At 70.2% G+C, this 13,616-nt stretch carries 9 protein-coding genes; 4 read left to right on the top strand and 5 right to left on the bottom strand.

Translation table 11 applies throughout. The features are described 5' to 3' along the window. Nucleotides 1–55 precede the first annotated feature (55 nt). Complete coding sequence (norR, locus tag QM470_RS01840) at nucleotides 56–1,726, bottom strand: nitric oxide reductase transcriptional regulator NorR (RefSeq protein WP_283337933.1); 1,671 nt, start codon at nucleotides 1,724–1,726, stop codon at nucleotides 56–58. A gap of 173 nt (nucleotides 1,727–1,899) precedes the next feature. Here norR and hmpA point away from each other — a divergent pair, with 173 nt between their 5' ends. Further along, a complete protein-coding gene (hmpA, locus tag QM470_RS01835) occupies nucleotides 1,900–3,090 on the top strand; it encodes an NO-inducible flavohemoprotein (RefSeq protein ID WP_283337932.1) in 1,191 nt (396 codons plus the stop codon). A 119-nt stretch (nucleotides 3,091–3,209) separates the two neighbouring features. Beyond that, entirely contained in the window at nucleotides 3,210–4,352 is a 1,143-nt protein-coding gene (locus tag QM470_RS01830) for an HPP family protein (RefSeq protein WP_283337931.1), read from the top strand. 37 nt (nucleotides 4,353–4,389) lie between these two features. Here QM470_RS01830 and QM470_RS01825 read toward each other — a convergent pair whose 3' ends face one another. Next, the gene (locus QM470_RS01825) at nucleotides 4,390–5,649 is read right to left on the bottom strand and encodes an MFS transporter (protein WP_283337930.1); all 1,260 of its coding nucleotides are present in this window, start codon (nucleotides 5,647–5,649) and stop codon (nucleotides 4,390–4,392) included. A 416-nt stretch (nucleotides 5,650–6,065) separates the two neighbouring features. Here QM470_RS01825 and QM470_RS01820 point away from each other — a divergent pair, with 416 nt between their 5' ends. Beyond that, nucleotides 6,066–6,317 carry a hypothetical protein gene (locus QM470_RS01820; protein WP_280014385.1) on the top strand — a complete coding sequence of 84 codons (252 nt, stop codon included), beginning with the start codon at nucleotides 6,066–6,068 and terminating at the stop codon, nucleotides 6,315–6,317. A 73-nt stretch (nucleotides 6,318–6,390) separates the two neighbouring features. Here the strand turns inward: QM470_RS01820 and QM470_RS01815 are convergent, their stop codons facing one another. The 3 genes from QM470_RS01815 to QM470_RS01805 all read right to left on the bottom strand — a co-directional run bounded on the left by QM470_RS01815 (nucleotide 6,391) and on the right by QM470_RS01805 (nucleotide 9,274). After that, entirely contained in the window at nucleotides 6,391–7,071 is a 681-nt protein-coding gene (locus QM470_RS01815) for a hypothetical protein (RefSeq protein ID WP_283337929.1), read from the bottom strand. 49 nt (nucleotides 7,072–7,120) lie between these two features. Further along, nucleotides 7,121–7,744: a hypothetical protein gene (locus QM470_RS01810; RefSeq protein ID WP_283337928.1), complete on the bottom strand. Its 624-nt coding sequence runs from the start codon at nucleotides 7,742–7,744 to the stop codon at nucleotides 7,121–7,123. Between the two features lie 351 nt (nucleotides 7,745–8,095). Further along, nucleotides 8,096–9,274 carry a metallophosphoesterase gene (locus QM470_RS01805; RefSeq protein ID WP_272970947.1) on the bottom strand — a complete coding sequence of 393 codons (1,179 nt, stop codon included), beginning with the start codon at nucleotides 9,272–9,274 and terminating at the stop codon, nucleotides 8,096–8,098. A gap of 266 nt (nucleotides 9,275–9,540) precedes the next feature. Here QM470_RS01805 and hrpA point away from each other — a divergent pair, with 266 nt between their 5' ends. Further along, a complete protein-coding gene (gene hrpA, locus QM470_RS01800) occupies nucleotides 9,541–13,608 on the top strand; it encodes an ATP-dependent RNA helicase HrpA (protein WP_283337927.1) in 4,068 nt (1,355 codons plus the stop codon). Nucleotides 13,609–13,616: the final 8 nt, after the last annotated feature.

The following is a 13,616-nucleotide window of genomic DNA, read 5'->3' as shown; positions in this document are numbered from 1 at the left end:
GGGGGCTATGGCTCGGGTCGGTAAGCGGGCCGTGGAGGGGCGGCATCGGCGGCGGCTAGCGCAGCGGGGGCGGGCTGCCGGGGGCGTGCAGGCCCAGGCGCTTGGCCAGGCGCTGCAGATTGGCACGGTCCAGCTGCAGGGCGCGGGCGGCGGGTGCCCAGCGGTAGCCATGGGCTTCCAGCGCCTGCTGCACCAGCTGCCGTTCGTAGCGGGCCACGGCCTGGCGCAGACCGGTGTCCGTGGGGTCGGCTGCGGCGCTGATGGAAAGGTCGGCAGGCGGCAGGCTGCCCGGGTCCTCGGCGGGATCGCCGGGGGGCAGGGGCGTCATGGACGCCATGGAACCGGGTACCAGCGCCAGATCCTGCGCGTGGATGCCGAGCGGGGCGGCAGGCGCCTGCGGTGCGGCGGGCGGGCGCGGGTGGCGCAGGGCGTGCAGCACGGCGCGGCGGATGCAGTGCTCCAGCTCGCGCACATTGCCCGGCCAGCGGTGGGCCAGCAGCGCAGCCTGGGCGGGGGCTTCCAGCCGAACCCCGTCCAGCCCGAATTGCGAGCGCGTGCGCTCCAGAAAGTAGCCGGCCAGCACCAGCACATCGCCTTCGCGGGCGCGCAGCGGCGGCACCTGCAGCGGGTAGACGCTGAGGCGGTGGTAGAAGTCGGCGCGCATGCGGCCGTCGCGCACGGCGGCGGCCAGGTCCTGGTTGGTGGCGGCAATGATGCGCACGTCCACCGTGCGTTCCCGGTCCAGCCCCAGGCGCTGGATCTGGCCGCTTTGCAGCACGCGCAGCAGCTTGGCCTGGGTGGCCAGCGGCAGCTCGCCCACCTCGTCCAGAAACAGGGTGCCCTGGTGGGCCTGTTCGAACTTGCCCTGCCGGTCGCTCACCGCGCCGGTGAAGGCGCCGCGCACATGGCCGAACAGCTCGCTCTCCACCAGCTGGTCGGGAAGGGCGGCGCAGTTGATGCTGACAAAGGCCTGGTCGGCCCGGGTGGACTGGGCGTGCAGGGCCTGGGCCACCAGCTCCTTGCCCACGCCGGTTTCGCCGGTGATGAGTACCGCCAGATCGCTGGCGGCCACGGTGGCAATGTCGCGCTGCAGCGCCCGCATGGCGCTGCTGTGGCCCAGCAGCCGGGGTGCGGCCAGCGGGGCGTGGCGGCGGAAATGCTCGGCCCGCTGGCGTTCGTTGTGCACGGACTGCTCCAGCTGGCGCAGGCGGGCGGCGGTGGCCACGGTGGCGGCGGCCAGGTTGCTGAAGGCCTGGAGCGCGGCCAGCGGCGCGTCGCCGGCAAAGCTGCCGGGTTGCAGCGCATCCAGGGTCAGCAGCCCCCAGGGCTGGCCGTCCACCTGCAGCACGCAGCCCATGCAGTCGTGCACCGGCAGCGGCGCGCCGGAGTGGTGGGCCACCAGGCCGTCGTAGGGGTCGGGCAGGGGGCTGTCGCTGGGAAAGCGCAGGGCCTGGCCGGCGGCCAGCAGCGCGGCAAAGCGCGGGTGTTCGCGCAGGCGAAAGCGCCGGCCCAGGGTGTCGGGGCTGAGGCCGTCGATGGCCAGCGGGCGCAGCCAGTCGCTGCCGTCGGCGCCGCGCTCGCAGCGCAACAGGGCGGCGGCATCGGCCGGCAGCACGGTGCGCAGCGCGGCCAGCAGGCGGCGGTAGCGTTCGGTTTCGGGCAGCTGGCTGGACAGTTCGGCCACCAGGGGCAGCAAGGCGTTCAGCAGCAAGGCATTGGCAGTCATGCCGACATCGTATGCGGTCAAACTGACTGCAATTGACGCGTGTCAAAAAGACATGGTCGGCGGTAAGTGCTTGACGCAGCAGGGCCTGCGTGCTGGCATGCCGTTTGCCCTTATCGATGCAGGGCGGCCCGCCGAGGGTGCTGCCCATGGATCCCTTTGGAGAGTGATTTTTCATGCTGACCGACCGCCAACGCGCCATTGTCAAATCCACCGTGCCCCTGCTGGAAACCGGGGGCGAAGCCCTGACCACCCATTTCTACCGGCTGATGCTGGCCGAAAGTGCCGAGGTGCAGCCGCTGTTCAACAGCGTGCACCAGCAGACGGGGGCCCAGCCGCGTGCGCTGGCGCGCAGCGTGCTGATGTATGCCAAACACATCGACGATCTGTCCGGCCTGGGCGATCTGCCGGCGCAGATCATCCACAAGCATGTGTCGCTGCAGGTGCAGCCAGAGCACTACCCCATTGTGGGCGGCTTTCTGCTGCGCGCCATCCGCGAAGTGCTGGGGGCGGAGATTGCCACCGACGAGGTGATCGACGCCTGGGCCGCCGCCTACGGGCAGCTGGCGGACATTTTGATCGGTGCCGAAAAGGCCAGCTATGACGCCAATGCCCAGGCGCCGGGCGGCTGGAAGGGCGTGCGCCGCTTTGTGGTGGCGGCCAAGCAGGCCGAGACCCCGGAGATCACCAGCTTCACCTTGCAGCCCGAGGACGGCGCTGCCGTGCTGGCCTACCAGCCGGGCCAGTTCATCGGCCTGCGCGTGGTGGTGGAGGGCAAGGAGCAGCGCCGCAACTATTCGCTGTCCCAGGCAGCGGACGGGCGCAGCCTGCGCATCAGCGTCAAGCGCGAGGCGCAGGGCGTGGTCTCCGGCCACCTGCACGATCAGGTGCAGACCGGCGATGTGCTGGAGGTCTTCCCGCCGGCCGGCCACTTCACCCTGGACGACAGCACCAAGCCGCTGGTGCTGATGGCCGCCGGCGTGGGCATCACGCCGCTGATGGCCATGCTGCAGCAGGCCCTGCCCACGGGCCGGCCCATCACCTTCATCCACTGCGCCCGCAGCCCGCAGCAGCAGGCCTTCCGCAGCGAGCTGCTGGCCCTGGCGGCACAGCACCCCCAGCTGTGGCTGCGCTTTGGCTACGAGCAGGATGCCGGTCCGTCGCCGGCGGCCGACGTGGAAGTGGCCCAGGGCCTGCCGGATGCCGCGCTGCTGACCCGCTGGCTGCCCGCGGTGCGCGATGTGCAGGCTTACTACCTGGGTCCCGTGGGCTTTATGCGCCTGGCCAAGCAGGTGCTGCAGCGCGCCGGCGTGCCGGATGCGCAGGCGCGCTGCGAGTTCTTCGGCCCGGCCGAGTCCTTGGCCTGAACGTCGGCCAGAACACCGGCGCAGACCCCGGCCGGCCACGCGGCTACCCGCTGCGTGGCATGCTGGGGCCTTGGTGAAATGCACCCGCTCTTGCAGCGGGTTTCTTCGTCTGGAACACGATGCAATTGGGAAATGGATGGAAGCCTGCCGTGGCCCCGGCCGCGCGGCTGGATGTGCTGCGGGTGGGACTGGGGGCGGGACTGGGCCTGGTGCTGGCGGCGGCCCTGGTGCAGCTGGCACTGTGGGCGGGCTGGCAGGGTAGCTGGGCACTGTTTGCGCCGCTGGGCGCGACGGCGGTGCTGGTGTTTGCGGTGCACACCGGCCCGCTGTCCCAGCCCTGGTCCTGCGTGGTGGGCAACACGGTGGCGGCGCTGTGGGCCTTGCTGGTGGTGCGCTGGTGGCCGCAGCAGGCCCTGGGCTGGCTGCTGCCGGCAGTCGCCGTGGGCGGGGCCATTGCCTGGATGCAGATCACGCGTGCGCTGCACCCGCCGGGCGGCGCCGTGGCCCTGCTGCTGGCCCTGGGAGCCCAGCACGGCGTGCACCACGGCTGGAGCTATGCCTTCGCCCCCATCGGCCTGCTGACCCTGGTGCTGGTGCTGCTGGGCGTGGCCTACCACCGCGCCTGGGGCAAGCACTATCCGCTGCAAGTGGCGGCACCCACGCCGACGGCCAAGGCCCAGCACCTGCCGTCGGACGATCTGTCCAACGCCGACCTGCAGGCGCTGCTGGCGCGCTTTGACCAGGACTACAACCTGACCGCCCAGGAACTGGGCCAGCTGGTGCGCGCGGCCGAAGAGCAGGCCATTGCCCGGCGCTTTGGCAGCGTGCGCTGCGGCCAGGTGATGAGCGCCAGGCTGTGGACCTGCGGCCCGCAGGACGGCCTGGGGCAGCTGGCGGCGCAGTTCCAGCAGCACCCCATCAAGAGCCTGCCGGTGGTGGACGCACAAGGCCGCTTGCTGGGCGTGGTGGCGCGCGGGGCCTTGTTCGACTGGCTGTGGCAGCAGCAGCGCCAGCCCGATGCCGAGGCCCGGCGCCAGCGCCGCACCTGGCGGCTGTGGGGCAAGAAGCCCCCGGCCGCGGCACCGGCCTGCGCGGCCGATCTGATGCAGGCCGCACCGCTGACGGTGCAGGACGACACGCCGGTGGCCGAGCTGCTGGAGACCCTGGCCGTGCACACCGTGCCGTTTGTGGCCGTGCTGCGCCAGGGCCAGTTGGCGGGGCTGATCACCCGCACCGACATCATGCGCATTCTGCTGCGCTGAAGCGGCGGTGTCCGAGGGGTGGTGTCCGAAGGGCGGTTTAAGCCGACGCGGACCCGCCGCTGCGGGCGGCACGCCCCGACGCGACCAGCAGCACCAGCACCAGCGCGATCAGCGGCAGCATGCCGGCGTTGATGGCGCCCCAGCCCGCGCTGTGCAGCAGCTGGCCGGAACCGAACGAGGCCACCGCCACCGTGCCGAACACCAGAAAATCGTTCAGCGCCTGGACCTTGGCGCGTTCGCTGGGGCGGTAGCACTCGGTCAGCAAGGCGGTGGCGCCGATGAAGCCCAGGTTCCAGCCCAGGCCCAGCAGCACCAGCGAGCCCCAGAAATGGGTCAGCTCCAGGCCCGCCAGGGCCATCAGGCCCGAAGCCCCGATCAGCACCAGGCCCAGGGCCGTGATGCGGCGCTTGCCGTAGCGGGCAATCAGCTTGCCGGTGACAAAGCTGGGGGCGAACATGGCCAGCACATGCCACTGGATGCCCAGCGCCGCCTCGCCCACGCTGTGGCCGCAGCCGACCATGGCCATGGGGGCGGCCGTCATCAGAAAGGCCATCAGGCCATAGCTCACCACGCCGGCTGCGGCGGCCACCACAAACTGCGGCGTGCGGGCGATCTGGGCCAGCGGCCGGGCGCCGGTGGCCACGGCCTTGGGCGGCGGGGGCGGCAGGCGCAGACCCAGCAGCAGCGGCAGGGCCAGCAGTGCCAGCAGGGCCTGGCTGTAGAAACTGCCGGCAAACGGGGTCATCGGCAGGGCGTCGCGCGTCCAGATCACCACTTGCGGGCCGATGATGGCGGCGATCAGTCCGCCCACCATCACCCGCGAAATGGCCTGTGCCTGGCGGCTGGGTTCGCTCACCGAGTCGGTGGCGGCAAAGCGGTAGCTCTGCACGCAGGCGCCGTAAAAGCCGGCCAGCGCCGTGCCCAGGCAGAACATCAGGAAGTTGGAATGGACGATGCCCTGGGCTGCGACCAGGCCGGACAGCACGCCCATCACGGCGCCCAGCAGATAGGCCGTGCGCCGCCCGCAGCGGTGCATCAGCCACGCGGCCGGCAAGGTGGACAGGGCCAGGCCCAGTTGATAGAGGCTGACCGGCAGCGTGGCGGCGGCCGGGTCGCTGGACAGCTGCTGGCCCACCAGCCCTCCCAGCGAAATGATGATGGGCGGTGAGGCGCCTCCCAGCGACTGGGCGGCGACCAGCAGGCCCAGGTTGCGGGAGGGCGCGGCAGGTGCCGCAGGTGGTGTGGGTGTGGCAGCAGGTGCGGCAGGAGGCGAGACAGCGGGCGGCAGGGCAGACATGGCAAAAACAGCAAAGGGAGCAGACCGGCGCGCAGCACGGCCCCGACAGTGCGGGGGGGCTGCGACGGCGGCTGCGGGGCACGGCACTGCCCAAGGCAATGGGCACGGCGTGCGGCGGCTTTCATCATGGGCCACGGTCCGGCGCGGGCAGCGCAGGCGGCCGGCCCGGCAGGAGGGCGGTGCGAAATACCGTCTGTCGCCCTGCGTGGGCCTCCATCCTAGGGTTTGTATCAGGGTGTGTCCAGAGCGTGTACCGGGTTTGCGCCAGATCAGAGCGGCGCGCAGCGGACTTCCTAGGATGGCGCCGGTAGTGATTGTGGGAGATCACATCTTCAACCCTGCCTCCGCCTGCGGCGGGCGGCAGCATGCAGGGCCGCACACCGAGGTGCCAGGGCCCTTGTCGGGAGGCCAGGCCCATGGACGGAGCCATCATTTATCTGTTTGTCGCCGTGCTGGCGGCGTTTTCACTGTCGTTCCTGTTCGTGTTCCACATGCCCGAGGGGCGGTGGATGGACAGCATCGGCCTGGTGTTCGGCGGCCTGGGCAGCATGGGCCTGTTCTACCTGTTCGTGCTGATCAACGAAGGCCCGCGCACCCAGGATGTGGAGCGGGCGGCCCGGCCACCGCAGATCAGCCTGGGGGTGGAGAGCAGCCAGGTGCTGCGCTAGGCCTGGGCCGTATGCGTTGCACGCGCTGCGCCGCCTGTACGGGCGGTACTGGCTGTGCGGGCGCCAGTGCGGCTCACAGCCCGCCGCGGATCGGCCCGGCCTGGATGGTGTAGCGCTCGGTGCCGGCGGCCAGCGCGGTATCCTCGATCTTTTCCACCTTCACCGGGCTGCCCTTGGCCGTCTTGCTGACGCCGGTGGCGGTGTTCACGCGTTGGGCCTGCACATCGGCCGCGGCCTGGTGCACGACGATGGAGGCCTGGCCCCGGTTGTCGGCCAGGCGGTTGGCCAGGTTCTTCAGCGCGGCCATGGACTGGGTGTATTCCGGGCGGCCCTTGGCCGCCAGCGGCATCTGCACCGTCATGGACTCCAGGGTGCGCATGCTGCGTGCCTGGCCCGACTGGCTGTCGGTGATGGGCGTGTCCAGCAGCTTGACCGGCCCGGCGCTGGAGCGCAGCTTGATCGGCAGGTGCTGCATGGACGACACCACATCCGTCTGGACCGAGCGGGCCAGCTCGATTTCCTGGTCCAGCACGGACTGCAGCTTGGTGAAGCGCTCGCCGGCCTGCGCCGCCGTCGCGCCGGAAGCGCCTGTGCCCGGCGCCGTGGCGGTGGCGGGTGCGCCGCAACCGGCAGGCGGGTTCTGGGTGAGGCGGCCGAACATGCAGCCCAGGGAGGTGGTGGAGGATTCCACCGCCGCGCAGCCCGCCAGCACCAGGGCGGCGGCGGTGACAAGACTCAGTTTCAGATACGGCATGGCAGGGCTCCTGTGTCCAAGATCGGCTGTGTGACGGGAAAGCGCCAGCTCAGTCCAGCAGGTCATTCAGTGTGGGCGTGTCTTTGGGCGCCGGGCGTGGCGCGGCCGGAGAAGGGGGTGGTGAGGGGGATGGAGGCAGTGCCACCGGGCCCGACACGGCGGGGGCCGGCACGGCCTTGACCGCGGCAGCGGGCGCCGGGGTGGCTGCGACCACGGGGGCTGTGGGGGGCGTGGTGGCTGGGCGGGCGGCGGGCGGCGGGTTGGCGGCCACGGCCGGTGCCGGGGTGGCGGGGGCCACGCTGGCGGGCGCGGTCGGCACTGCCGCGCCTGGCGCTGCCGTGGGGGTGGCGGCCACCGGCTGGTCGGGGGTGGTCACCGTCCCGGCCGTGCCTGCAGCACCCGCCGCGCCTTGTGGGCCGACCAGGGTGGCGGCCTTGCTGGCATCCGTGGGCGCGTCGGCCGCCGGGCTGTCCGCGTTGCCGCCGGTGGGCAGCATGCCGGGCTTGAAGGCCAGCCAGCCCGCAGCGGCCACCACCAGGGCGGCGCCGACCAGCAGCCAGCGGGTGGCGGCATTGGGTGCATGCGGCGAGCGGGGTGGGCGCAACGGCACCGAGCCCAGCGGCGCTGCGCGCGGCGAGCCGCATTGGCTGCAGAACTTGGCTTGGGCAGGCATGGAGGTGCCGCAGACAGGGCAATTCATAGGATCAGCGAGCGATGGGGCCATTGCACGAAATCTTACCCTTGGCTTTTCGGCATGGAGGCGGCCATTCGTGTCAGAAAATGGCGCCATCGCATGCCTAACTGCAACCAAATGCGACAAACACAGGGTTTCCGTGGAGTTGGGGCGCGTGCGGCGCGTGGGGCTTGGCAGTGCCCGCAGCGCGTGCAGCTTGCGCTGGCGTCCACGGCGCGGCGGGGCCGGGGCCGCCACCATGGCTGTCGTGCCCGCCCGGTGGCGGGGCGGGCCGCACCGGCCCGGGCGTGGAGGGCCGCTGCCCTGGCAGCCGCCGCCCCCGGTCGGGGCTCAGGGCTTGGCGGTGGCGGCCGGGCTGCGCAGCACCAGCAGGTCGATGCTGGAGGGCACGCCCAGGCGCACGGCAAAACCGGCCCACAGCCCGGCGCCGCTGCTGACAAACAGTTGCATCGGGCCGACCTGGTACAGGCCGCGCACATAGCCGTTGTTGGCCGGTGCAATCAGCAGCTGGTCCAGCCCCCGGATGTGGCCGCCATGGGTGTGGCCGGCGATCTGCAGGTCCACGCCGTGCTGGGCATAGTCACGGGCGGGCTTGGGCTGGTGGGCCAGCAGCAGGTGGACGTCGGCGCCCTGGGCCTGCTGCTGCACGGCGGCGATATCGGGGGGCAGGCCTTCGGCCACGGCGGGGTTGTCGTTCTGGTTGGACAGGCGGCCATAGGCCGGGTCGCCCAGGCCGGAGATGGCCAGCGTGCGGCCGCGGATCTGCAGGCGTTCGGTCTGGTTTTCCAGATAGTGCAGTCCCAGACGGCGGAATTCCTTGGCCCAGGCGTTGTAGCCGCTGTAGTACTCGTGATTGCCGGGCGCAAACCAGACGCCGTACGGGGCCTGCAGCTGGGCCAGCGGGGCGATGTTGGCGGCCTGGGTGGCGACGTCGCCGTCCACCATGTCACCGGGCAGCACGATCAGGTCGGGCCGTGCCGCCTGGGTGCGGTCCACCAGGGCCTGCACATAGCGGGCGTTGTTGACCGGGCTGGCGTGGATGTCGGCAATCACGGCCATGCGCAGGCCGTCCAGTTCGGCGGGCAGGCGCGGCAGCGTGATCTCCTGGGTGCGCACCTCGGGCACCTTCAGCGCCTGCAGCACGCCGTAGGCGGACACCAGCAGGGCCAGGGCCGCACCGGCCACGGTCCACAGCGGCTGGCGCAGGCCCTGGGCCAGGCGGCGCCAGCCGGCTTTCCAGGACAGCAGCCAGGCCAGATCGCGCAGGAGGGCCAGCAGGATGGACAGCACGATGGCGGAGAGCACCAGGCCGCTGCCCACCTGCAGATGGGCGATCACCTGGTAGCTGAGCGTGGTCTGGCGCATGGCCAGGATCAGCAGCGCGGGCAGGGCGCCCAGCACCATGGTGGCTGTCAGCGCCCACCAGAAGGCGCGGCGGGCCGGCCGGTGCAGCGGCCACCACAGCCACAGCGCGATGATGGGCACCAGAATCAGGGAGTAGAAAATCATGGAATGCGGGAGGGGCTGTTGCCCGCCGCCGGGGCAGCGGGGCAGTCATGGCAGCCCGCCGCAGGGTGCTGCAGCGGGACGGAAAGCGCCAGGCCGCGAGGGTGTGCGGCGGCTGCGCGCATGGTAGCGACTGTGTGTGAGGACGGCGTGACGCATTTAGTTCCGGCGCGCAGGGCCTTGGCTGCGGGGCGGGTGCAGAGCCTGCTGTGGGTCCATCTGCAGCGGCAGCGCCGGCGGGCCGCGCGCGCGGGGATAATCACGCCCCTATGTCTTTGAAGATCACCTTCCCCGAGCAACTCCCCGTATCCAGCCGCCGTGACGAGATCATGGAGGCCATGGACCGCCACCAGGTCATCATCGTCTGTGGCGAGACGGGCTCGGGCAAGACCACGCAGCTGCCCAAGATCGCGCTGGCGCTGGGCCGCGGCAAGATCAATGCGGTGCCGGACGACAAGGGCGTGGTGCGCGGCCACCTGATCGGCCACACCCAGCCGCGCCGGATTGCGGCCAGCTCGGTTGCCAAGCGCATTGCAGAGGAGCTGAACACGCCGCTGGGCGAGGTGGTGGGCTACAAGGTGCGTTTCCAGGACACGCTGCAGAAGAACGCGTCGGTCAAGCTGATGACGGACGGCATTCTGCTGGCCGAAACGCAGACCGATCCGCTGCTCAAGGCCTATGACACGCTGATCATCGACGAGGCGCACGAGCGCAGCCTGAACATCGACTTTCTGCTGGGCTATCTGCGGCAGATCCTGCCGCAGCGCCCCGACCTGAAGGTGGTGGTGACCTCGGCCACCATCGATGCCGACCGCTTTGCCAAGCACTTTGAAGGCAAGGACGGGCCTGCGCCGGTGATCATGGTCTCGGGCCGGACCTACCCGGTGGAGATGCGCTACCGCCCGTTCGAGGGCGAGAAGGACAAGGACCTGAACGACGCCATTGCCGAGGGCGTTGACGAGCTGTGGGCCGGCGGCAAGGGCGGTGACATCCTGATCTTTTTGCCCGGCGAGCGTGAGATCCGCGAAGCGGCGGACCATGTGCGCAAGCACCTGCAGCATTCGCCCACCTTGCGCAGCGCCGAGGTGCTGCCGCTGTTCTCGCGCCTGTCGCAGGCCGAGCAGGACCGGATCTTCGACGGCCACACCGGCCGGCGCATTGTGCTGGCCACGAACGTGGCGGAAACCTCGCTGACGGTGCCGGGCATACGCTACGTCATCGACGCGGGCACGGCGCGCGTGAAGCGCTATTCCTTCCGCAGCAAGGTGGAGCAGCTGCTGGTGGAGCCGATTTCGCAGGCCGCCGCCAACCAGCGCGCCGGCCGCTGCGGCCGGGTGGCCAACGGCATCTGCATCCGCCTGTATGACGAGGTGGACTTCAACGGCCGCGACAAATTCACCGATCCGGAAATCCTGCGCAGCTCGCTGGCCGGGGTGATTCTGCGCATGAAGGCGCTGGGCCTGGGCGATGTGGTGCATTTCCCATTCCTGGAAGCGCCTTCGGGCCGCGCCATTGCCGACGGCTACCAGCTGCTGGCCGAACTGGGCGCGGTGGACGAGCGCGGCAATCTGCTGGCCATGGGCAAGGAGCTGTCGCGCCTGCCGCTGGACCCGCGCGTGGGCCGCATGATTCTGGAGGCGCGTGCGCGCGGAGCGCTGTCGGAGGTGCTGGTCATTGCCTCGGCGCTGTCGGTGCAGGACGTGCGCGACCGGCCCATGGAAGCGCAGCAGCAGGCCGACCAGGCGCATGCCAAGTTCGACGACGAAAAAAGCGAATTCACCGGCTATCTGCGGCTGTGGAAATGGCTGCAGGATGCGCGCGGCGGCAAGGTGGTGGCCAAGACCCGCGCCGAAATGGCGGCGCAGCACCAGCCCGCTGCCAAGCCCAGCGCCCGCAGCCAGGCCTTTTTGCCGGTGAGCCAGCGCGGCAGCGGCGCCCAGGTGGAAGGCACGGTGGAGGAGCGGCTGGCGCTGTTCAACCCGGCCGAGCCGGCGCAGGAGGCCACGCACAAGATCAGCAACCGCCAGTGGGAGCAGTTGCTGCGCCAGAACTTCGTCAACATCCGCCGCGTGCGCGAGTGGCGCGACATCCATTCGCAGCTGCTCACCGTGGTCAAAGAGCAGAAATGGCTGCTCAACAACGAGGCCGCCGGCTATGAGGCCGTGCACCTGTCGATGCTCTCCGGCCTGCTGGGCAACATCGGCTACAAGGGCGAGGAAAACGAAAGCTATCTGGGCGCGCACGGCATCAAGTTCCACCCCCACCCCGGCGCCCACCTGTCCAAGAAACCGGGCCGCTGGATTGTGGCGGCCGAGCAGGTGGAGACCTCGCGCCTGTACGGCCGGGGCATTGCCGCGATCGAGCCGCAGTGGCTGGAGGAAGTGGGCGGGCACCTGCTGCGCAAGCAGCTGCTGGACCCGCACTGGAGCAAGAAGCAGGCGGATGTGGTGGCGCTGGAGCGTGCCACGCTTTACGGCCTGGTGGTCTACAACGGCCGGCGCGTGAGCTACGGCCGCATCGACCCGCACGAGGCGCGCAATCTGTTCATCCGCCAGGCACTGGTGGCCGGGGAGTGGGAAACCAAATGGCATTTCCTGCCCGCCAACCTGAAGCTGATGCGCAAGGTGGAGGAGCTGGAGCACAAGAGCCGCCGCCAGGACGTGCTGGTGGACGACGAGCTGATCTTTGCCTTCTACGACCAGCAGCTGCCGCGCGATGTGTACAGCGGCGCCACCTTCGACCACTGGTTCCGCCTGCAGAGCAAGGGCAACCCCGAGCTGCTGCGCCTGTCCAAGGACGAGTTGATGCGCCACGAGGCGGCGGGCATCACCACCGACAACTTCCCCAAGCTGGTCAAGCTGGGTGGAGTGGACTGCGCGGCGGCCTATCTGCACAGCCCGGGCGATGCGCGCGACGGCGTGACGGTGACCGTGCCGCTGTTCGTGCTGAACCAGGTCTCGGAAGAGCGTGCCGAGTGGCTGGTGCCCGGCATGCTGAAGGACAAGATCCAGGCCCTGCTCAAGAGCCTGCCGCAGCGCCCGCGCAGCCGCTTTGTGCCGCTGCCCGAGAACGCGGCGCGGCTGGCCGCGCTGTTCACCAGCGTGGAGCGCTGGGCGCAGGGCGGGCTGATCGATGTGCTGCTCAAGCAGGTGCGCGACGAGACCTCGCTGGATGTGAAGCGCGCCGACTTCAAGCTGGACATGCTGAGCCCGCATTTGTTCATGAACTTCCGCATCACGGACGAACATGGCCGCCAGCTGGGCCAGGGGCGCAATCTGGGCGCGCTCAAGGCCGAGTGGGGCGTGAAGGCACGCGGGGCGTTCCAGGCGCTGGCCTCCCTGAAGGTGGCTGCCGTGGTGCAGGGCCAGCCGGAGTCCGCGCAGAAAGCCGCGCACCCGGCCCAGGCCGGTGGGCCCGCTGCGCCTGCTGCGGCCAAGGCGGGCGGCGCCGCCGGCAAGGCCGAGAAGAGCGTGCCCGCGCAGGCCCATGACACCCGCTACAAGGAATGGGGTTTTGGCGAACTGCCCGAGCTGATGGAAATCAAGAAGGGCGGCACCACGCTGATCGGTTTCCCGGCGCTGATTGACCACGGCGATGCCGTCGGCATTGAGGTGTTCGACGAGCCCGAGGTGGCCGCCGCCAAGCACCGCGTGGGCCTGCGCCGCCTGTTTGCGCTGCAGATCCGCGACGCGCTGAAGTACCTGGAAAAGAACATTCCCGATCTGCAGAAGATGGCCGTGGCTTATATGCCGCTGGGCACGCAGGAAGAGCTGCGCGGCCAGATCATCGACGTGGCCATCGACCGGGCATTCCTGCAGGACCCGCTGCCGGCCAACGAGGCTGACTTCAAGCAGCGCGTGCAGGACGGCCGGGGGCGCCTGACCCTGATCGCCAACGAAGTGGCGCGCATGAGTGCCACCATCCTGACCGAGTACGCGGCCGCCGCGCGCAAGATCAAGGACACCAAGAATGCGCCCGAGGCCACCAAGGATGCGGGCGAGCAGCTGCACAAGCTGGTGCCCAAGAACTTCATCGCCGTGGCGCCGTGGAGCCAGCTGGGCCACTACGCACGCTATCTGAAGGCCATCACCACGCGGCTGGACAAGTACCGTGCCGACCCGGCCCGCGATGCCGCCAAGCTCAAGGAGCTGCAGCCCATGGAGCAGCGCTACTGGCGCCTGGTGGCTGAGCGCAAGGGCCAGGTCGACGCCCGCATGCAGGAATACCGCTGGATGCTGGAAGAGCTGCGCGTGAGCTTTTTCGCGCAGGAGCTGCGCACGCCGTACCCGGTCAGCACCAAGCGGCTGGACAAGGTCTGGCAGCAGCTGCAGCACTGATCCGCCGA

This window comes from Comamonas sp. 17RB (genome assembly GCF_030056555.1).
Classification (GTDB): domain Bacteria; phylum Pseudomonadota; class Gammaproteobacteria; order Burkholderiales; family Burkholderiaceae_C; genus Comamonas; species Comamonas terrigena.
This window is presented reverse-complemented; position numbering and strand designations above follow the sequence as displayed.